Consider the following 21206-nt stretch of genomic DNA (forward strand, 5'->3'; position numbering starts at 1 on the left):
GCGACGCATGAATAACACCCATACCGAATTTGAACGCTATTACCAGCAGGTCCGCGCACGGCAAAAGCGTGACACTTTTAGCTGGTCGCTGCTGCTATTGGTTCTCTATTTCGCCGCCGGTAGCATGGCCGAGTTTAATCTCTTCACCATCTGGCATTCGCTGCCCAACTTTCTCGATTACATGTTTGAGACCTTGCCGACTCTGCATATCGCCGATCTGTTTGCCGATTCGCATACCAAAGGCTCGCTGGCGTACTGGGGCTATCGCCTGCCCATTCAGTTGCCGCTTATCTGGGAAACGCTACAGCTGGCTCTGGCGTCCACGCTGGTTGCGGTAGTTATCGCCACCCTGCTGGCGTTTATTGCCGCCAATAACGCCTGGTCCCCTGCCCCGCTGCGCTTTGCCGTTCGCGTGCTGGTGGCTTTTCTGCGCACCATGCCGGAGCTGGCGTGGGCAGTGATTTTCGTTATGGCCTTCGGTATCGGCGCGATCCCCGGCTTTCTGGCATTAATGCTGCACACCATCGGCAGCCTGACCAAACTGTTTTATGAAGCGGTAGAGAGCGCGCAGGATAAACCGGTGCGCGGGCTGGCCGCCTGTGGCGCTTCGCGGTTGCAACGCATTCGCTTTGCCCTGTGGCCGCAGGTGAAACCAATTTTTCTCTCCTACGGCTTTATGCGCCTGGAGATTAACTTCCGCTCTTCAACCATCCTTGGACTGGTGGGCGCTGGCGGCATCGGCCAGGAGTTGATGACCAATATCAAGCTGGATCGTTACGATCAGGTCAGCATCACGCTGCTGCTGATCATTATTGTCGTGTCGCTGCTGGATATGCTGTCCGGCCGCCTGCGGCAGTGGGTTCTGGAGGGAAAAAAATGAGTCAGTGGCAAAACCAACCGGATATCGCCGCCAGCCGTCGTCAGCATCAACGTTTGTACAAGGCTCAGGGGCGCTATTTGCGCTACGTCGGCCTGCTGGCTCTGGCCAGCGTGCTTTATTATGTTTGGTTCTTTATGCAGTTCGGCATCAGCGGCGAGCAGCTCACCACCGGGCTGCAGCAAATCGGCCGTTATCTGCTGCGGATGTTTGTCTGGCGCGACTTCTTCAACTGGCCATTCGGCTATTATTTCACCCAAATCGGTATTACCCTGGCGATCGTTTTTGCCGGGACCATTACCGCGACGGTTATCGCCCTGCTGCTTTCATTTCTCGCGGCGCGCAATATTATGCGCGGCTTTATTCCAGCAACCATCGCCCTGCTAATGCGCCGGTTGTTTGATGTCCTGCGCGGAATCGATATGGCGATCTGGGGTCTGATTTTCGTGCGCGCCGTCGGGCTTGGGCCGCTGGCCGGGGTATTGGCGATCATCATGCAGGATACCGGGCTGCTGGGTCGCCTGTACGCCGAAGGGCACGAGGCGGTTGACCGCTCACCGGGGCGCGGGCTGACGGCAGTGGGTGCCAACGGTTTGCAGAAGCACCGCTTTAGCATTTTCACCCAGTCTTTCCCGACGTTTCTGGCGCTGAGTCTGTATCAGATTGAGTCCAACACCCGTTCAGCAGCGGTGCTGGGTTTTGTTGGCGCAGGGGGGATCGGTCTGATTTATGCGGAAAACATGCGCCTGTGGAACTGGGACGTGGTGATGTTTATTACCCTGCTGCTGGTCATTGTCGTCATGGCGATGGATACGCTTTCCGCGTGGCTGCGCCGCCGTTATATCGGCGGCAATGTAGTGCCGCTGTTTAAAGCCGATTAGTTCTGATATCGCGACGTTCCCGGAGGCGGCGCAATGCGCCCCAAACGGCACGAAAAGTAGCCCGGGTAAGGCGTTTACGCCGCGACCCGGGGAAAACTCAAAGCCGCCACTCCAGCACTGGCCACTGATGCTCTGCATTCACCGCGACCAGTTGCGGGCATGGATTGACCAATCGCACACGGTCGGCGTGCAGGCACAGCGGCAGGTCGTTAATCGAATCGGTATAGAACGTCACTTCACCCGAGTATTCAGGATGCGCCTGTCGCCACAGCGCCAGACGCACCACTTTCCCCTGCTGATAGCTCGGCGTACCGGCAATCACCCCGGTATAGCCGCCGTCGGCCATCTCCACATCAATCCCTAACGCCTGTTCGATACCCAGCTCCGCTGCTACTGCCTGCACCAGCAGGCTAACCGACGCCGAGATAACCAGCATCTGCTCACCCCGAGCTTGTAGAGTACGAATCAGATCCCACGCCTGCGGGTAAACGCGCGGCATTATCTCTTCACGTACGCAGCGTACCAGCAGACTGTCCACTTCCTGCTTTGGTACTCCAATCAGCGGTGCCTGAATCAGGGCGACGTAATCGGCAATGTTCATTTCACCACGATCGTAGTCGTCCATCAGCATCGCTTCACGCGCCAGATAGCCAGGATCGTTCACCCAGCCTTCGCGCACCATGAATCGGCTCCACACCGTGCTGCTATCACCCTTAATTAACGTGTTATCCAGATCGAAAATCGTCAGCGTTTTGCTCATCGTTTGTTTTCCCTAATCAGCAACAGAGTCTCGCGAGAGCATGCGTAAATAAAATGACAGGAGAATGACCCGGGCAACGCACCCGGGTTATTCGTTACGCAGCGTTCAGTTTCGGTGCGCGAAATACCAGCATAATCCCGCCAAGTATCGCCACCATGCCAATCATCGCCGCCCAGGGCAGACGATTGCCCAGCAGCAGATAATCAAGCAGCGCGGTAATCACCGGCACCAGATAAAACAGGCTGGTGACGTTAACGATATTACCGGCGCTCAGTAGCCGATAAAGCAGCAGTTGAGCCACCACTGAAATCATCAACCCAAGGAACAGCACCGGGATAATAAAGCCCGCGCTGAAGTTGATATAAAACCCACTCACTGGCGTCATCAATAAGCAGAGCAGTAAGCTCACCGTATATTGTAACGGCAGAACGTCAACCGGCGCCTGGCGGCTACGTTTTTGCAAAATGGCGCCAAAGGTCATTAGCAGCAGTGCGGCGAGCGCAAATAAAATACCGCTTACCGCCATCTGCGAAGCCGATAAGCTGCGCCATACCAGCAGAACCAATCCGGCCAGCGCCATCAGCAAGCCCAACAGTCGGGTGCCCTGCAGGCGTCGTTCAACCACGCAAAGAGTAAGAATCGGCTGGATGCCCATAATGGTGGCGATAAGCCCCGGCGTCACGCCGTTGGCCATCGCTTCAAAGTAGCAGACGGAGTAACCGCCAATCAGCATCAGGCCAGTGGTCGCCACTTGTATACGCGTACCGCGCGCCGGCAGCCAGCGCTTGCGCATAATAGCCAGCGGTAGCAGCGCCACAAGAGCGAGCAGAAAACGAAAAACCAGCAGCGCCATCGGCGAAGCGTTGTCCAGCCCCCAGCGGGTAAAAATCGCGGCGCTGCCCCACAGCAGGACAAAGGTCGCCGTTGTCGCCTGAGAAGCGAGCAAAGAGTATCGAGAATGCATGAATATGCTCCAGATTCCTGAATCTGTTTTGATCGGCATTCGTTATCAAAAAATGCCCTAAAGTTCGGAGATCAGACTCCGGTTACAACAACTTCAGGAGGTGGAGGACAGGTGCAGGCAAACAGGCGACGACGTGAAGACGCAATTCGACCCGCCGGTAAACCAGCGCAGGAAACATGATGTCCTGAGATTGCCTTGTGCGTCACGGGAAGCCCCTGTTAATGAGAATGCATAAACATTAGCATGGTTAACGAAACGTTTACAAGGCAACGCGTTAACTCATTCCCTTCTCGCCTTCGTCGTTTATTTAACATAGATAGCGCTATAAACAATTAATAAACGATGATTTTTGGATTTTTACTATTTTTGGGATTGAAAATGATATGTATCTTTAGCAACACCGAGCCATTCCCGATCGGTTTGGGTGCTGCTTCGTTCTATTATACTTAACCATCCGCTACCACCATTCATCATTAACATTGATCCATTGACTGCGACAGGCACGGTTCCAACAGCGTCATATGAGACTCTAAAAAGAGGATAGCCTTTTGTATCGACACACCAATTATCTAACATTACATTTCCTTTAGAATCACAGAATCTTTCGACCATCAGATATAACGATGGTTTCATATTTATGTACATCACCCCACCGACCATAGGCATCCGGGAAGCTGTGTCATAATATTTTTCCATATACTCAATAACACCGCCCTTTAAAACCTTCGAGTCTCCAATTCGAATCGAGCAGGAGGTTTGTAACAATGCAAAAATGACCAGAAGTATTATTTTCATTATAAATCCCTTTTTCTGATTCCTTTAGAAATCACATTCAGCGCATCCATTTACAACCTTATACAAGATTCAATGATAATTATCCAGCTTTCAACGCCATATATTTAAATGATAAGAGCGCTGTATATACAAAGCAAAAAAACACCCTACAAAAACAAGACAGCAACCTTCAATAAAATATAATATCAGATGGCGACATAAAAAATAGAACACTATATTAAAGAAAAAGACTCAATCAGTACAATACCCTTCTTATGCCTGTTTTTCTGGTTACTCCAACATTCTACCAGAATATGTTTTATAAGTTGTACGGTGCTCTCTTATGACGACCCCAACGCCCAGTTCAATCAGCTCAACATATTCTCCACCTGGAATTGCGCAGGCGTACGCGTGGTTGGCTGCACCTGTTGTTACTAATGCAGGTCAGTTTCAGGATAGCGAGTATCAAGCTGAGCGCTTCGCTGGCTGAGTTTCTCATATCCCAGCACCTGCCAGAGTTTGCGTCAGTGCACACTGCACTCCACGCCAACAGATAACTGGATTGGTTGGTCGTTAGTTCTTCAATTCATTCACAGCACTTAGAGTTTATCCCAGCAGGCGTTATTGTTGCAGCCAGTTTGGACACGGACAGCGCACTGAAACCGGAGCGTACATGGGATAGCTTCGGACCACGACACGCGGTATCGTTTTGATGGTCACCGGCGCAATGGTCGTTTTTACGGTTACCACCAGTTTGAGGCCGTTATCAATACCTAACAGCACCATATACCGGGGCACTGGTTCTTAAGATCATCTGCGACATATCAGTCTATTCTGCTGCTATAAAGCGTGACACACACCTCGCTGCCATTGCATTAGGCGAGAATCCGGATGCATAGACTCTCACTTTAAATTACACAAAAACACTGGGAGACAGCCTGGCTATACAAAGCCGGAAACGTGAGGATCTACCACCTTGCCCAGAACACCACATAAGCATGTCACAACGGTTAATTGTGAAATATTATTTCAAACTGAATTTATTTATTAATGAGTGATAACTCTTTTTTAACGCAAATAGCTCTCGTGAAATTTAAGTTCGTGATCCAGCGCATTCTATTTACGTAAGGTTTCGTAAATTTTGCGTTTAGTCATTCTGAGGCTGTAACGAATCGGCTATAAAAGACCACGGCCCGTTCCCCAGTAACGAAAATAATGACATGAAGCCTAAACTCTCCTACGCGCTATTATTAGTTCCCTTTTTGATTTTGGCAGGATGTTCATCCTCAACTAAACCCTCCAAAACCGTTCATCATAGCAATTCGACTATCGACGAAGGTTCTGATGACCTGATTCCAGTGATCGCCGCGCTGCACGATCAGATGCATACCTGGGAGGGAACCCCCTACGAGTGGGGCGGTACGGAGCAAAGCGGCGTCGACTGCTCCGGGTTCGTCTGGCGCACGCTGAAAGATCGCTTCAACCTGCCGATGGAGCGCATTACCACCCGCGAGCTTCTGCATATGGGTGAGCGCGTGAGCCCGCGGCAGCTGCGTCCGGGGGATTTAGTGTTCTTCCGTATTAAAGGCGGAATGCACGTCGGCTTCTATGATACCGACCGTAATTTCCTTCATGCCTCTACCAGCCAGGGCGTCATGCGTTCTTCACTGGATAATCCATACTGGCAATCGGTATTCTACCAGGCGCGCCGCCTGCCGAAGGAATATAACGCCCAGATAACGATGAATAACGATAATTTGCATCTGGCCAAAAATCGTTAATCATAAATAATAAAGCCGCCCTGTCACCATGGCGGCTTTGTTATCTCTTACCAGTGAATTTATTAGAACTGGTAGGTCATACCGACAGCGACGATATCGTCATCATTGATGCCGAGTTTGTTATCGCTTTTCAGCTGGTTGATTTTGTAATCAACAAAAGCGTTCATGTTTTTGTTGAAGTAATAGGTCATGCCGACGTCAATATAGTTGACCAGGTCTTCGCTACCCACGCCTTCGATATCCTTGCCTTTTGACAGCACGTAGCCCAGGGACGGACGCAGGCCGAAGTCGAACTGGTATTGCGCAACCACTTCAAAGTTCTGTGCTTTGGTCGCAAAACCACCGCTGATTGGGGTCATTTTGCGGGTTTCTGAATACATGGTAGCCAGGTAGATATTGTTGGCGTCATATTTCAGGCCGGCAGCCCAGGCTTCCGCTTTTTTACCGACGCCGCGAGCCAGCAGGTTCTGGTCATCAGTACGGTCGGAGCTGGTGTAAGCCGCGCTGGCGGCGAAATCACTGCCACCGAAGTCATAGCTTAACGCAGTACCAAAACCGTCGCCGTTCTGTTTCTTGGCATCACGATCGCCTTCGTTTTTGCCCTGATATTGCAGGGTCAGATCCAGGCCATCCACCACGCCGAAGAAGTCAGTATTACGGTAGGTTGCCAGGCCGCTGGAGCGCTTGGTCATAAAGTTATCGGTCTGCGCAGAAGAGTCGCCACCGAATTCCGGGAACATATCGGTCCAGGCTTCAACGTCGTACAGCGCGCCGAGGTTACGACCATAGTCGAATGAACCGTAAGTCTTTAATTTCACACCAGCGAACGCCAGACGCGTTTTCTGCGAAGAGTCGCTTTCGGTTTTGTTGCCAGAGAATTCAGATTCCCAACGACCGTAGCCAGTCAGTTCGTCGTTAATCTGCGTTTCGCCTTTGATACCGAAACGAACATAGGTCTGATCGCCATCTTTGCTGTCATAGTCGCTCAGATAGTGCATCGCTCTGACTTTGCCGTAGACGTCCAGTTTATTACCGTTTTTATTATAAACTTCTGCTGCCTGCGTCGCCGAAGAAGCAATAAGACCCATCATCATTAATGCCAGTGAGCTCTTTTTCATTATTCAGTCCTGGTGATTTATTTATACGCGCTAATCAATTCCGGGCGGAAGCCCTGTCAAAAACTGCAGGTTTTTTAACGCTCTAATATTAAAAATTTATGACAATGTGGAACTTTTTATAAAAAAGGGTATTTAATTATTTCCGTCATGAATGTGTCACACTTCCCCGCCAGAATGCCCGATCCGCGCAATGAAGTGGCTTGTCCATGACGCCAGGTGTTGGCAAGCGGGCTGACTCCTGTTACAACATCAATTCGATATCGAAACTCCTTTTTGAACGGCAGAGAATCATGAGTGATAGCCAGACGCTGGTGGTAAAACTGGGCACCAGTGTTTTAACGGGCGGATCCCGCCGCCTGAACCGCGCCCATATCGTTGAATTAGTGCGCCAGTGCGCACAGCTACACGCGATGGGCCATCGAATTGTGATAGTGACCTCCGGGGCAATCGCCGCCGGACGTGAGCACCTCGGCTACCCGGAACTGCCCGCGACCATCGCCTCCAAACAGCTGCTGGCGGCAGTCGGTCAAAGCCGTCTTATCCAACTATGGGAACAGCTGTTTTCTATTTACGGCATTCACATTGGTCAGATGCTGTTGACCCGCGCCGATATGGAAGACCGCGAGCGTTTCCTTAACGCCCGCGATACCCTGCGCGCGCTGCTGGATAACAACATCGTCCCGGTCATTAATGAAAATGACGCCGTGGCAACCGCTGAAATTAAAGTCGGCGATAACGATAATCTTTCGGCGCTGGCGGCTATTCTCGCAGGCGCCGACAAACTGCTGCTGCTGACCGATCAGCAGGGCCTGTTTACCGCCGACCCGCGTAACAACCCGCAGGCCGAGCTGATTAAAGACGTTTACGGTATTGATGACGCCCTGCGCGCCGTCGCGGGCGATAGCGTTTCTGGCTTAGGTACCGGCGGGATGGGCACCAAATTGCAGGCCGCCGACGTCGCTTGCCGCGCGGGTATCGACACCATTATTGCTGCCGGTAGTCGTCCGGGCGTCATTGCCGATGTGATGGAAGGCGTCTCTGTAGGAACCCGCTTCCACGCGCAGGAGTCGCCGCTGGAAAACCGCAAGCGCTGGATTTTCGGTGCGCCACCGGCGGGGGAAATTACCGTTGACGCCGGGGCGACCCAGGCAATTCTCGAGCGCGGCAGTTCTCTGCTGCCGAAAGGGATTAAAACCATCACCGGCAACTTCTCGCGTGGCGAAGTGATCCGTATTCGCAACCTCGAAGGCCGCGATATCGCCCACGGCGTCAGCCGCTATAACAGCGATGCCCTGCGCCGTATCGCCGGGCACCACTCGCAGCAAATTGATGCCATTCTGGGCTATGAATATGGCCCGGTCGCCGTCCACCGTGACGACATGATTATCCGTTAAGGAGCTGAAAATGCTGGAACAAATGGGCATTGCTGCCAAAGCGGCCTCATACAAACTCGCGCAGCTTTCCAGTCGCGAAAAGAACCAGGTGCTGGAAAAGATTGCCGACTATCTTGAAGCGCAGACTGAAGAGATTCTGCGTGCTAACGCTGAGGACCTGACGGAAGCACGCGCCAACGGTTTAAGCGAGGCGCTGCTTGATCGTCTGGCGCTCAACCCTGCGCGCCTGAGCGGAATTGCCAACGACGTTCGCCAGGTTTGCAATCTGGCCGATCCTGTCGGTCAGGTGATCGATGGCGGCCTGCTCGATAGCGGCCTGCGCATTGAGCGCCGCCGCGTGCCGTTGGGCGTGGTCGGTGTGATTTACGAAGCGCGTCCAAACGTCACCGTCGATGTTGCCTCTTTATGCCTGAAAACCGGTAACGCGGCGATCCTGCGTGGCGGCAAAGAGACCTGGCGCACCAACGCCGCCACGGTGAAGGTGATTCAGCAGGCGCTGCAAGAGTGCGGCTTACCGGCAGCCACTGTCCAGGCGATTGAGAGCCCGGATCGCGCGCTGGTCGGCGAGATGCTGAAGATGGATAAGTATATCGATATGCTGATCCCTCGCGGCGGCGCAGGTCTGCATAAGCTATGCCGCGAGCAGTCGACGATCCCGGTGATCACCGGCGGAATTGGCGTGTGCCATATCTATATCGACCACTCTGCCGACGTTGCCGAAGCGCTGAAAGTTATCGTCAACGCTAAGGTTCAACGCCCGAGCGCCTGTAACTCGGTCGAAACGCTGCTGGTTCATCAGGATATCGCCGAGCGCTTCCTGCCCGCGCTGAGCAAACAGATGGCGGAAAGCGGCGTCAGCCTGCACGCCGATGCGACCTCCCTGCCCGCGCTGCAAAACGGTCCGGCAAGCGTAGTTCCGGTGAAAGCAGAGCAGTATGACAACGAATACCTGTCGCTGGATCTGAACGTGAAGGTGGTTGCCGGCCAGGACGAGGCCGTGGCGCATATTCGCGAGCACGGCACCCAGCATTCGGACGCCATCCTGACGCGCACGCTGGGCAATGCGAACCGTTTTATCAACGAAGTGGACTCCTCTGCGGTGTACGTCAACGCCTCTACCCGCTTTACCGATGGCGGCCAGTTTGGCCTCGGTGCGGAAGTGGCGGTCAGCACGCAGAAGCTGCACGCACGCGGTCCGATGGGCCTGGAAGCGCTGACGACCTATAAGTGGATTGGTTTCGGCGACGATACCATTCGTGCTTAAAGCTGAAAGGGTGATGCAAAAGTAGCCGTTTGATTCGCAAGGGCATTGACGCATCACCCACTTAGTTTTAACCTTCTAACCCGTGTTTACGCTCGTAAGCACCTCTTGCAGGGCCGATATAGCTCAGTTGGTAGAGCAGCGCATTCGTAATGCGAAGGTCGTAGGTTCGACTCCTATTATCGGCACCATCTTTTCTCGTAAAATCATCAAGTTACTATTGCAGTATTTTGCTTTGTTCAACACTAATGTGCAATTTTGCGCGTTGTAGGTGTGGCAAAATTGTGGCAAAGCTAATTGGTCAGCATTTGCATCATTACGCTAAACAAACTACTTCCTTATAAACGTAATGTGTTGACCTTATCGATGCGTTGCATGAAAGACAGTTTAGTGATGAAAAATCTTATAAATTAACAGCTTAAATACATTATCCGATAGAGCTAAGTGCCAGAAAGGGACACTCTGGTTACATAACAATGAGTGATACAGTTCACGTAGTGAAGGTACTATGCCTAGGTGTTTGATTACACTTTGATCATTGATGATACGCTCATGAAGGTATTACTTTCCTGTAATGAGCAGGTAGGTAACGATGTCGAACTAAATGAATTTATAGTAAACTTTGCAACAAGAGAACAAGGGAGTATGAGGGGTTATGGCTACTGCAGAGCAGATCAAAGCTTTATTGAAAAGCCACGTTGATCGTGATGATCAGCGTTTCTTTTCTATTGCTTTGCAGGTGGCAGCTAAGGAAGCAAGGCAAGGTCATCATAAGCTTGCTAATGATATAAAAAACTTAGTTGATAAAAATCAGAAAACAACGAGTTCTGTAGGTTTAGTTGAAAAACGACTTACACCATTTGTTAAGCAGCCTGATGGTGATCTTAAGGGGTTACTTGAGCAAACGAACAAGCCAGTACATCTTCAAGAACTGGTGATTTCTGGAAGCGTTAGGGAAAGATTGAATCAGGTTCTGCTTGAACAAAAACAGAAAGATAAACTTTCTGAGTTTGGGCTTATTCCAAGAAGAAAAATTCTTTTCACTGGTCCTCCCGGTACTGGTAAGACAATGTCCGCATCAGTCATTGCTACAGAGTTAAAGCTACCACTTTATACAGTCGTCTTAGATAATCTAATCACTCGCTATATGGGTGAAACTGCAGCTAAGCTGCGTTTAATTTTTGACCACATACGGCAAACAAGAGCTGTATATTTTTTTGACGAGTTCGATGCTATAGGAACTCAGCGTGGCGCTCAGAATGACGTTGGAGAAATTCGTAGGGTCTTAAATTCTTTTTTAATGTTTGTAGAGCAGGATGATTCTGAGAGCATAGTTTTAGCTGCAACCAATCATCCAGAGCTTTTAGATCGCGCCTTATATAGACGATTTGACGATATTATACCGTTCACAAGGCCTGAGGATAATCTAATCAGGAATCTTATTGAACAGAGACTCGCTGTCTTTGACCTCGGTAATTTATTTTGGAGTGAGATCATTGATAGTGCTTCAGGTCTAAGTGCAGCGGAGATCACGCGAGCAAGTGAAGATGCTGCCAAACAATCAGTGCTTTATAATGCAAACAATATTACAACCGATTTGTTAGTAAAGGCTATAAAGCGTAGGCAAGAAAGTAGACAATAAGGGATGAAATGACTACCAACAAGAGGCATATTTTATTAAACGGCTATGTTTCCCCCGAAAACTATCGCTCTAGGAGCAATGGTCGTAGTCCCCAAGTCCCAACTCGTGATCGAGCGGTACATGGTATATCATTACTAAATCAGTATAGCCGTATATTGAATCATTATGATGAAAGACCGAGGCTTCCCCCTGTTACTGATGAAAAAGGGATTTATGTTAGGCTAATCAGTTTTGAACAATGCGATCTTCCTATAGATAAAATCGATAATACTTATTTCAAGCTTTGTTCTTTAGTTAAATCAAATAATCGTGAAACTGCGATTATATACATTAATGAAAATGACAGAACTAAATTCACTAAAAAAATAAATGACTATTTGAATCCATCGAAGGATGGTATCGAGTTCCCTAGAAATCATTTGTTAATTGATAGCATACAAAATATCGAGTTAGCAGATATAACTTCTTTCTGGACAGATAAAAAAGATCTTATTCCGGATGATCACGGTGTTGAAAAGTGGTTTGAGCTTTGGCTTAAGGGTAATAAGGAGGATGTGCTAAATATTGCTCGGCGTTTATGCGAAAGAATTAATGGAAGGCTCGGGAATACTTCTATTAATTTTTTCGATACTACTGTTGTTCTTATCCGTACGAGTCTATCGAGATTAAAAGTTTGTCCTGAATTAATATCTAATTTAAAAGAGATAAGATCAGCGAGGGATGATATATCAGTTATAGTTAATTCCTTACCTACAGAACAGCATCAGTGGGCAGAAAATGTTGCTGCAAGAATTACGCGTAACAATGAAGCTGATGTTTCTGTTTGTATATTAGATACAGGTGTTAACTACAATAATCCACTATTATCTAGATTTACTAACTCATCACTGGCAGCTGCTTGGGACATATCTTGGCCACTTTTCGATGATTATAATCAAAGGCCTTATAATGACCACGGTTCCAGACAAGCAGGACTATGTTTTTATGGAGATTTCCTGTCTGTTTTATTGAACGATCAGGACATTTCGATTCCGTACAATATCGAATCAGGAAGGATACTACCTCCAAGAGCTACTAATGATCCTAATCTTTATGGAGCTATTACTACAGGAACGTCAAGTCGTCTGGAGCTGGAAAACCCGAACTGGCGCAGAGTTTATTCGCTTGCTGTGACAGCAGAGCCTAATACTCTTGGAGGCCAACCGTCCTCATGGTCTGCAGAGATTGACAAGTTTAGTTTTGGTTTAGAGGATGATATCCGCAGATTATTTATAATTTCTGCGGGTAACTCTCAACCTACAAATTTAGAATTAGATTATTGGGATTCAGTGACTCTTGCTGAAATTGAAGATCCTGCTCAATCTTGGAATGCATTAACTGTAGGGGCGTATACTGATAAAACAACCCATACAGACCGCGAATATGATGGTTGGTCTCCTTTCGCTATGTCAGAAGATATTGCACCGTCATCTCGGTCATCGGTATCCTGGGGATGGAAAAAGCATGCCCCATATAAGCCAGATTTAGTAGAGGAAGGCGGAAACAAACTTATATCACCTAGCCGTGATGAAATCACAAATACAATTGAATTATCTTTGCTCACAACCTCTGGCAGGGCAACAAATCAATTGTTTGAAGTTAATTCAGATACTAGCGCAGCCTGTGCTCTAGTATCAAAACATGCTGCTATGCTAATGGCTCAGTACCCAGAATATTGGCCTGAAACTATTAGGGGATTACTTGTTCATACAGCAAGATGGACTAGTCGTATGCACGAACGATATAGAACAGAACGTGCACAGGGGACACCAAAATCGGCTAAAGAAAGCTTATTAAGGATGGTTGGTTATGGAGTACCTAATTTAAATCGAGCAATGCATAGTGCGGAAAATGCACTTACATTAATATCTCAGTCGGAAATCACCCCATTTAAAAGAGATGGTTCTACTGATCCTACATTGAATGAAATGCATCTGTTTTCACTCCCTTGGCCCGTAGAAGCTCTTCGCTTACTACCACCAGAAACAAATGTTATTTTAAGAATCACATTGTCGTATTTTATTGAACCTAATCCAAGTCAAAAAGGATTCAGACGACAATATTCGTATCAATCTCATGGATTGAGATTTGCAGTTATTAGACCTAATCAGACCCTCGAAAATTTCCGTGCTTCGATAAACCGTAATGCGAATAATGAAGAATACAATGGACCTGAAGGAGATGCGTCAGGATGGTTTCTGGGGCCTCAACTCAGAGTTAGAGGTTCATTACACTCAGATGCTTGGAAAGGCAGTGCTGCAGATTTAACAGAGATGAATACTATCGCTGTCTATCCTGTTGGTGGATGGTGGAAATATCGTACTGCGCAGGATCGCTATATTAACAATGTTAAATATAGTTTATTGGTTAGCATAGATGTACCAGATGAGAACATTGATATTTACAGTGAGATTCAAAACATTATTCAAATTGATAATCAAATAGATATTGAACATTAAGGTTTTATGCCTAAGGTTTAATGAGTTTGAAATGAAAAATCCTTTACTAATTGGCTGGGTCGATGATAAAGACCTGGCCATCTTTTTATACGGAAATGATTTATGTTTTATTTTACTAAATTTATATTAGAACCATCGTGCAGATTGTGATAATTCCTTCATACTGATTTTTTACCTATTATAGTTGATTTTTGTTGCTTGATATCTCTCTTTAATACAACGGCGTAGTACAAATAATATATGCCTTAAGTTAGCGTTTATGCACTATTTATGGAATTTGCATGTATGATTTATATAGTTTTCTTGAAGTTTTATCCAAAAATCGCTATCAGTATTGAAGATTTTAGAAAGTAATTCCCCCTCTCTATTACTTATATTTTTAGAGTGTCGTAATATATCGTCAATTCTGCTATAAGGTACTCCCATCAAATTAGCTAAGTCACGTGAAGACATAGCTAAAGGTTTCAAATACTCATTTAAAAGAATTTCCGCAACAGAACTGGGTCTAGCTTTCATCGTTGTCATGGCAACCTCACATTCATCTATCTTAGAACACTTTATCTTCAGTGATAACTTCATAGCGAAACAAAAATCTGCATTTATCTTATAATTTAATTTACTATTGTCTCCTCTATTGTGGCATCTACGCTACGTCCAGCGCTTCAAATTATCAAACCTGGCCTCACCAGTCGGATTTGATATCCTCATATGATACTTATCTCAAGCCGGTTTCCAATGAGGGTAACCCCTCAGCAACAAAGCTTTTCTACGATTGTTACCCGTTTATCTTTTGCATTGCTGTTTTTGTAGTTTAGATATACATAACCCTTAGTAAAAATAGTATAGCTAAACAAATGATATAAAAGATTTAGCTGTGGCATTTTACTTACTAAATTTCGATATATCCGTTGTCAGAAATGAATCATTTACAAACAGTGTTTCTTATAAAGGTTAGCTAACCAAATTTATAAGTTATCTACAACTCTCTGTTATTTACATTTTGTTTCATTTTATTTATTGCTATTTAGTTTAGCTAAACAATATATTTTATCATGTATAATCTGTGTATTTATCCACAGATTCTGTTAATAATATTGTGTATAACTTGTTTGCTTATTTTTTATTATATGACATATGAGGTACGCCTTTATGACATATGAGGTACGCTTTCATGACATTTGAGGTACGGATATAATTTAAAATTGTCATAATAAACAAATGAATATATCGCTTTTCCACACCTCTCTAACCTGATCTTTAACCTTTTATATAACCAAAAAGATTAAAGGAATTATTAAAACCTTAGTGTCATTCAGAAATCGGTCAATAAAACCAATTTCATATGGAGTAAAAATCCGATGAATAAAAATCCTGTTGACATTATTCTTTTTGCCAGTAAGTTTTAATTATTCTCAATTCATAACGTTGGTTAGCAAACTTTAGCGGCTAAAATTTTAGCCGCTAAAATCCTCAAATTTCTACTGAGAGATGGGTTCTTCGATGAAATCAGTTATGCCAGAACTTATAACCGTTGAAGAGTTGGCTTTTGCATTAAAGAAAACTGTAAAAAGTATCCGCAGTGATGCAACGCGAAATCCAAAATGTCTTCCACCAAGATGCCGTCTTCCCGGTAATAAACGTCTTCTCTGGCGTAGAGAAGATGTTAAGGATTGGATAGATAAATCTGTTGAGTCAAAGACAGAAAATGACGATATAGCGAAAGAGATAAATAGGTTTCAAAGGAAACGTGGCAGGCCGCCAAAACCCAAGCCGCGAGAATAAAAATATTTCTTAGGGTCATTCAAATAATTTCCCTTCCAATAAACACATATGCTGCACATTTTTACACTACTAATCCTGCACAAATGCTTTAGGAAAACACACTGAGTACACAGGAATACACAATACGTACACAGATTCACAACGGCAAATGTAGGGCAGGACATGTAAAGTAGGCCCACCGTAAACGGTGCTTCTACTTTACCTTCTCTTATTAGCAGCTGGGCTGCTCAACGGAGTCCTGCTCTGCGAGGCTGATCGGCTACCGCCTGTATGGAGAATGATATGACCGTTTCTCAGACTAGAAAAAATAGTACACCAATTAAAGTTTATTGTTTGCCAGATGAAAAAGCGCAAATCCAGGAAAATGCAGAAGCATCTGGCTTAAGTGTAGCGAGCTTCATTCGTAAAGTAGCAATGGGTTATCAGGTTGAGTCTATTGTAGATATTGAACAGGTTGTAGAGCTTAGCCGAGTAAATGCTGATCTTGGTCGACTTGGTGGGTTACTTAAACTGTGGTTAGCTAACGATCCACGCACAGTTGATTTTTCACCCTCATTGATCAAAACGTTGCTTGCTAAAATAGAATCAACCAGACAAGAACTAAGAAATATTATGGATAGAATCTTGGACAAATAAATTTATGGTTTCCTAAATATCTGCATCAGTTAAAAGTACGAGTTTTCAATATCAATAATCAGTTAAAATTGAGGTGGGCAAATGAAGTTAATGCTCCGAGTATTTTCATCACCGAGAGGGATTTTAGCAGCTAAAAAATCATTAGCAGCTTCCTTCCTGGCGTCCATCATGGCATTACCGGCGACAGCCGGTATCCCTGTAATCGATGGTACTAATGTGGTGCAGACCACAATCAGCGCAGTCAACAACGTTCAGGCTGTGGCTAAACAGATCCAGCAGTACCAAACGCAGCTGCAGCAGTATGAAAACATGCTGAAAAATACAGTCGCACCTGCGGCATATATCTGGGATCAGGCCAATTCGACCATCAACAAATTGTTGCAGGCGCAGGACACCCTTAATTACTACAAAAATCAAGCCGGAAGTCTTGATTCATATCTGAAACGTTATCAGGACGTGAATTACTACCGCTCATCACCGTGTTTTAACAGTAATGTTGAATGTACTACGGATGAAATTAGCGCACTGCGTAAAGCTGAGCAGAACAGTTCTGAGGCACGTAAAAAGGCCAATGACGCCGTGTTTAAGGCTCTCGACGAACAGCAGGAAACACTGCAAAGCGATGCTGATAACCTTGCAGATTTGCAAACTCAGGCAACCAGCGCACAAGGGCAAATGGAAGCTATTCAGGCCGCTAACCAGCTTGCCAGTGCTCAAACGAACCAGTTGCTGCAAATCCGCTCGCTTCTGGTATCCCAACAAAACGCTGCAGCAACACTGGCACAGGCTCAGGCCGATAAAGAGGCCCAACAAATAGTAGCTGATGAAAAAGCGTTAGCTGGCAAGAACACACCAAGCCCGAAGCGAATTTGGTGAGGGATAGCTGAATGAAAGATAAACTTTTGGTCATTTTTATTCTAATCATTCCATTGATTCTATGCTCTTGCGATAAAAAAGATGAAGATTGTTTATCGACGCCAGAGAATAAATTGAACGAACATAACTATGATAAATGTGCCCTGCGCAGTAATAACAATCCTAGCCCTAAGCGAGAATGGTAATTATGAGAATAGTAAGCAAACTCACTTTTTTGGGAATGATTTTTTTGTTTTCTGTAAATGCTTATGCTGGTCAATTAGATAGTAGCGGATTACTTGATACGTTATTAGATAGGTTTCAGCAAGTAGCCAGCACATGGTCATTAGTAATTGGTGATTATGCAAATTGGCTCTTCTGGGGGCTGGTATTAATAAGTATGGCTTGGACATTTGGTATGTTGGCGATGCAAGGGGAAGGTTTAACCAGTGCACTTGCAGAGATAGTTCGTTTTTTTGCCGTGATTGGTTTTTTTTATTATCTTTTAATCAACGGCCCAGCCATATCACAATCTATAATTAACTCAATGAGACAACTTGCAGCAAATGCTTTAGGAACAAGTACTGGTATTTCACCCTCCAGCATAGTTGATATGGCTTTTGTGATATTAACAAAGGTCAGTTCAGCAGCATCAATTTGGTCTCCAATGATTTCGACCATTATGATAACCGTCGCGATAATAGTATTAGTAGTAATGGCACTTATCGCGATAAATATGCTAATAATGTTAGTTTCTGCTTGGGTGTTGTGTTATGCAGGAGTTATTTTGCTTGGGTTTGGTGGCTCAAAATGGACTTCTGATATAGCAATAAATTACTTACGCACAGTATTATCGATTGGTGTTCAGTTATTTACGATGACATTAATTATTGGGATTGGGCAATCATTTATAGATCAGTATTTTTCTATTATTAAAAATGATATTCCTGATCTTAATAGTCTTATTGTTTTACTTCTGGCGTCAATTATTCTTTTAGTATTGACGAATAAATTACCGTTGTTGTTATCAGGCGTTGTAGGAGGAGCGTCCTTACAAGGGATCGGTGGTTTTGGAGCAGGTATGATTACTGGCGCTGCTACTACTGCAATCAGTGGCGCTGGGGCAATGGCAATGAGCGCTACAGCTCAAGTCAGTGGTGGTGCTTCCGCTCTAAAAGCAGCATTTGAATCTGCACAAGCGGCGATGGCCGAAGAATCTGGTTCTGGTGATAGAGGTGGTTCAGGTGGAGGATTTGGCGGCGGGGAAGATACCGGTTCCGTAGATACTTCTGGAGGACAACCATCAGGCGGTTCCGGTGGTTCTTCTGCAGGGAGCAATGCAGGTAGCTTCAGCGGAGGAAGCCAAGGGTTTGCTTCATCATTCTCACGAGCTGGCCGCATGGCTTCTCACATGGCGAGCGGACTGTCTAATGGAGCTGCGGAGTATCAGATGATGAAGGGAAGTACTAATTCTATCCGAACACAACAGACCGTTGGTGGGGAAATAGCGAATCAAATACGTAAACACACAGCCGATCGTCAGAGTAACCACGAACAGGATGAGTTTGAGGGTGATAGTTTAACTGGCAGTAAAAAATCTTGATTTAGGCGCGTCAGTTAGCGCGGTAACGTTAACTGACGCTTCCACTAAACACCTGTAAGGAGGTGGATAATGGCTGATTATAATAGCTTTGTTTTGGAAGGAATAAAAATTATTTTTGCCGATAACAACAAGGAGTTTATTAAAGAGATTTGTGAACCATTGATAAATATTCTATGTATCGAAGAGTATTATTCTGCTACCGGAATTTATAATTATGATGATGCTGATGTGCAAACTGAGTTACTTAAAAATGCATTAAGGGACTATAAAATAGCTCACTAGTGAGAAGAGGCTAACTAAATGTTAGCCTTTTTTATTTTGATTTTTAGATTGTTCAATGTGATAATTTAATACTTCTCTCTTTGCCTCTTCATAGGTTAGCTCTCCATTGATTACCTTACTTTTTATTTCATTAAAAAATGAGGAGCCTTTGGGATCTTTACTTGATAAAAAAAGACTGGCTTCAGCTCTCCGAAAAGCTTCTTTCCTTGCTTCTATAGAAAATGAATTAGCAGGGTTATTTTTGTTCATAAGTTGAAGTGCCTTTATTATTTATATTCGAGATGTTTTTATCTACAAGAGTTAGTCTTAACTCCGAGAATTTATTTCCTGATATTTTATAACACTGATTTTCATTTTTTTCAATATAAAGAGATTTGCTTTCTGAGCTACCACATGTCGTAGATGTTCTTGCATCGAGAAAAATAAACTTTTCTTGAAATCTTTCAATGTATTTCATTGCTGTCATGCTAATAATAAAAAGAGCAACTGACACAGCAAAAAGGGATAAGCCTGATACTAAACGATTAAAATTAAATTTCCTTTTAATAACTAATGAACTAGCTAAATTGACCATGTTATAGGGGACCATAATTATAAGTCCTATTAATATTATTTTTTCAGGAAGATTGTTCACCTGTATATGATGTTGAGCCAAGCTTCCAATATATACTGAAATCATAGAGGATATTACTATTTTTGCTGGGGATACATCTCGCAAAAATATGTATATATAGACTGTAATTGCACAAATCATTGCCCCTATTGGAAATGAGAGCATGAAAGCATAAGCTAATGTCGAGTAATTAAGGTTTTCTGGGACTATACCATAAGCTATGTCAAGCTTAAACTTTGCGATCCATAAGCATACGGAATATGTAAAGCCAGTTACGCCCCATTTAACTACTGCATTATTAAATACTTTATTTAATAAATCACGATATCCTATGTATACACTGGTTAATAAAGCTATAGATGATAGGAAAATTGGAGCGGCAATGTATATATTTTCTAGCCATAATGGGTTTTCTACAATCAAGTATCCAAAAGGTATTAAGTATATTATAGCCAATAGTTGAGGGTTGTTTAATTTTGGTGATGCATCAACTAACTTATTTTGGTGATGCTTCCAATTAGTAGAACATGTGTTTTTCAATAAACGTCCCGATGACTTTTTCGTGGATCTCTACTGAACGCGAGAAGCAGATTGTTTTACGAGCCAAGCGCTTAATGCGGGTGCGCAGCGTCAGGTTATTGCGCTCAATCCGTTGGGTGAATATTTTTCCGGTCAGATGCTTATCCTTCGGCACCTCCCGGCCATAGCTGCCCCAGTCGTCGCTGGTGATCATGCCGATGTTGAATGGCGTAAGCAGTGCCAGTAGTTCCCGGCAGGTTTCATCGGTACGGGGACCAAAAGTGTAGGCCAGTACACCCCCTGTTTTGGTGTTATACGCGTACCAGAGCCAGTGTTGCCGGGCTTTACTGCCAACGAAACTCCATTGCTCATCAAGTTCGCAGATAAGCGCCACATCAGCATGAGCAACGGGCGAAGACGTTATTCGCTTTGGCGTGAGTTTTTTAAAGTCCGGATGACGGTGTTAATGCCAATTTTCAGTGTTCTGGCGGTATCGCGAACCCCGGCGCCATTGAAGGCCATTTCAGTGATCAGCTCTTTAATGCCCGGCTTACGGGCCTCATAAGTGTAAGTGAGCTGAAAAACGCGGTGGCAGTCACGGCAGCGAAATCTGTCATGGCCTTTAGGGTTCTGACCATGGCGGTAGACCTGTGCAGACTGACAACGAGGACAATGAATGTTAACGCTGGCCATGAAAGAACCTCAAAAGCCCGCATTATACATCAGATTCAACTAATTAGAGGCATCACCGTTTTGTCCATGCTTATCAAACCGCTTTTTCAGCCAAGCCAACTCTCGAATCTATTCATGCTGGTCTGGAGTGTGGTTATTTCACCGAAAAATTCCCGTGGATGGAAATGATAGCTTGCGGCCCAACCATCACTGGCGCGCATACGCCAGAAGAAAGGCTGGATATTGAGAGTACTGAAAAAGTCGTGGAGCTGTTACTCCAGGTATTGAATCAAA

The 21206-nt window shown here is 45.4% G+C and carries 21 protein-coding genes and 1 tRNA gene; 14 read left to right on the forward strand and 8 right to left on the reverse strand.

Annotation, left to right across the window (positions count from 1 at the left end):
* The first annotated feature begins 7 nt into the window (after window positions 1-7).
* Together phnE (AC07P6_RS24190) and phnE (AC07P6_RS24195) are read left to right on the forward strand one after the other, a co-directional pair.
* Window positions 8-880 (forward strand): phosphonate ABC transporter, permease protein PhnE, encoded by an 873-nt coding sequence (gene phnE, locus AC07P6_RS24190; RefSeq protein WP_434660031.1) that lies wholly within the window; start codon window positions 8-10, stop codon window positions 878-880.
* Complete coding sequence (phnE, locus tag AC07P6_RS24195) at window positions 877-1758, forward strand: phosphonate ABC transporter, permease protein PhnE (RefSeq protein WP_434660032.1); 882 nt, start codon at window positions 877-879, stop codon at window positions 1756-1758. Before phnE (AC07P6_RS24190) ends, phnE (AC07P6_RS24195) begins: the two co-directional genes overlap by 4 nt.
* 97 nt (window positions 1759-1855) lie before the next feature.
* Here the strand turns inward: phnE (AC07P6_RS24195) and AC07P6_RS24200 are convergent, their stop codons facing one another.
* The 3 genes from AC07P6_RS24200 to AC07P6_RS24210 all read right to left on the reverse strand — a co-directional run bounded on the left by AC07P6_RS24200 (window position 1856) and on the right by AC07P6_RS24210 (window position 4277).
* Window positions 1856-2518 (reverse strand): HAD family hydrolase, encoded by a 663-nt coding sequence (locus AC07P6_RS24200; protein ID WP_434660033.1) that lies wholly within the window; start codon window positions 2516-2518, stop codon window positions 1856-1858.
* 94 nt (window positions 2519-2612) lie between these two features.
* Window positions 2613-3482, reverse strand: a complete 870-nt coding sequence (locus AC07P6_RS24205; protein WP_182236581.1) for a DMT family transporter — start codon at window positions 3480-3482, stop codon at window positions 2613-2615.
* Between the two features lie 360 nt (window positions 3483-3842).
* Window positions 3843-4277, reverse strand: coding sequence for a hypothetical protein (locus AC07P6_RS24210; RefSeq protein ID WP_478314887.1), 435 nt, complete (start codon window positions 4275-4277; stop codon window positions 3843-3845).
* A 1199-nt stretch (window positions 4278-5476) separates the two neighbouring features.
* On the opposite strand from AC07P6_RS24210, the gene AC07P6_RS24215 reads away from it, so the two are divergent.
* The gene (locus AC07P6_RS24215; protein ID WP_182236579.1) at window positions 5477-6037 is read left to right on the forward strand and encodes a C40 family peptidase; all 561 of its coding nucleotides are present in this window, start codon (window positions 5477-5479) and stop codon (window positions 6035-6037) included.
* A gap of 62 nt (window positions 6038-6099) precedes the next feature.
* Here the strand turns inward: AC07P6_RS24215 and phoE are convergent, their stop codons facing one another.
* On the reverse strand, window positions 6100-7155 hold the full coding sequence (gene phoE, locus AC07P6_RS24220; protein ID WP_182236577.1) for a phosphoporin PhoE: 1056 nt from the start codon (window positions 7153-7155) through the stop codon (window positions 6100-6102).
* A gap of 290 nt (window positions 7156-7445) precedes the next feature.
* On the opposite strand from phoE, the gene proB reads away from it, so the two are divergent.
* The 5 genes from proB to AC07P6_RS24245 all read left to right on the forward strand — a co-directional run bounded on the left by proB (window position 7446) and on the right by AC07P6_RS24245 (window position 13950).
* Window positions 7446-8549: a glutamate 5-kinase gene (gene proB / locus AC07P6_RS24225; RefSeq protein WP_304256423.1), complete on the forward strand. Its 1104-nt coding sequence runs from the start codon at window positions 7446-7448 to the stop codon at window positions 8547-8549.
* Between the two features lie 10 nt (window positions 8550-8559).
* Window positions 8560-9813, forward strand: coding sequence for a glutamate-5-semialdehyde dehydrogenase (gene proA, locus AC07P6_RS24230; protein WP_304256421.1), 1254 nt, complete (start codon window positions 8560-8562; stop codon window positions 9811-9813).
* Between the two features lie 112 nt (window positions 9814-9925).
* Window positions 9926-10001, forward strand: a tRNA-Thr gene (locus AC07P6_RS24235).
* Between the two features lie 464 nt (window positions 10002-10465).
* Window positions 10466-11452, forward strand: coding sequence for an AAA family ATPase (locus tag AC07P6_RS24240; RefSeq protein ID WP_478314888.1), 987 nt, complete (start codon window positions 10466-10468; stop codon window positions 11450-11452).
* Between the two features lie 8 nt (window positions 11453-11460).
* Window positions 11461-13950, forward strand: coding sequence for a S8 family peptidase (locus AC07P6_RS24245; RefSeq protein WP_478314889.1), 2490 nt, complete (start codon window positions 11461-11463; stop codon window positions 13948-13950).
* Window positions 13951-14214: 264 nt separating this feature from the next.
* On the opposite strand, the gene AC07P6_RS24250 is transcribed toward AC07P6_RS24245, so the two are convergent.
* Window positions 14215-14475: a HigA family addiction module antitoxin gene (locus AC07P6_RS24250; protein WP_072018501.1), complete on the reverse strand. Its 261-nt coding sequence runs from the start codon at window positions 14473-14475 to the stop codon at window positions 14215-14217.
* A gap of 975 nt (window positions 14476-15450) precedes the next feature.
* Between AC07P6_RS24250 and AC07P6_RS24255 the strand changes: the two genes are divergently transcribed.
* The 6 genes from AC07P6_RS24255 to AC07P6_RS24280 all read left to right on the forward strand — a co-directional run bounded on the left by AC07P6_RS24255 (window position 15451) and on the right by AC07P6_RS24280 (window position 19108).
* A complete protein-coding gene (locus AC07P6_RS24255; protein WP_020244701.1) occupies window positions 15451-15732 on the forward strand; it encodes a hypothetical protein in 282 nt (93 codons plus the stop codon).
* A gap of 282 nt (window positions 15733-16014) precedes the next feature.
* Window positions 16015-16368, forward strand: coding sequence for a conjugal transfer transcriptional regulator TraJ (gene traJ / locus AC07P6_RS24260; protein WP_001460377.1), 354 nt, complete (start codon window positions 16015-16017; stop codon window positions 16366-16368).
* Window positions 16369-16449: 81 nt separating this feature from the next.
* Complete coding sequence (gene trbJ / locus AC07P6_RS24265) at window positions 16450-17244, forward strand: P-type conjugative transfer protein TrbJ (protein ID WP_001460378.1); 795 nt, start codon at window positions 16450-16452, stop codon at window positions 17242-17244.
* Between the two features lie 11 nt (window positions 17245-17255).
* Window positions 17256-17429, forward strand: coding sequence for a hypothetical protein (locus tag AC07P6_RS24270; protein ID WP_015965741.1), 174 nt, complete (start codon window positions 17256-17258; stop codon window positions 17427-17429).
* A gap of 2 nt (window positions 17430-17431) precedes the next feature.
* On the forward strand, window positions 17432-18826 hold the full coding sequence (trbL, locus tag AC07P6_RS24275; protein WP_063809047.1) for a P-type conjugative transfer protein TrbL: 1395 nt from the start codon (window positions 17432-17434) through the stop codon (window positions 18824-18826).
* A gap of 69 nt (window positions 18827-18895) precedes the next feature.
* Window positions 18896-19108: a hypothetical protein gene (locus AC07P6_RS24280; protein ID WP_001460380.1), complete on the forward strand. Its 213-nt coding sequence runs from the start codon at window positions 18896-18898 to the stop codon at window positions 19106-19108.
* Between the two features lie 21 nt (window positions 19109-19129).
* Here AC07P6_RS24280 and AC07P6_RS24285 read toward each other — a convergent pair whose 3' ends face one another.
* The 3 genes from AC07P6_RS24285 to AC07P6_RS24295 form a co-directional block, all read right to left on the reverse strand.
* Window positions 19130-19357, reverse strand: a complete 228-nt coding sequence (locus AC07P6_RS24285; RefSeq protein ID WP_063809048.1) for an antitoxin VbhA family protein — start codon at window positions 19355-19357, stop codon at window positions 19130-19132.
* Window positions 19344-20261, reverse strand: a complete 918-nt coding sequence (locus AC07P6_RS24290; protein ID WP_478314890.1) for a hypothetical protein — start codon at window positions 20259-20261, stop codon at window positions 19344-19346. Before AC07P6_RS24290 ends, AC07P6_RS24285 begins: the two co-directional genes overlap by 14 nt.
* Window positions 20239-20933, reverse strand: a protein-coding gene (locus tag AC07P6_RS24295; RefSeq protein WP_087786203.1) for an IS1-like element IS1N family transposase whose coding sequence is annotated in 2 segments (ribosomal slippage) — window positions 20239-20687 and window positions 20687-20933 — 696 coding nt in all. Because the reading frame shifts where the segments join, the coding sequence is not laid out codon by codon here. The genes AC07P6_RS24290 and AC07P6_RS24295 overlap by 23 nt, the downstream gene beginning before the upstream one ends.
* Window positions 20934-21206: the final 273 nt, after the last annotated feature.

It is taken from the genome of Klebsiella sp. GFKo11 (assembly GCF_056490265.1).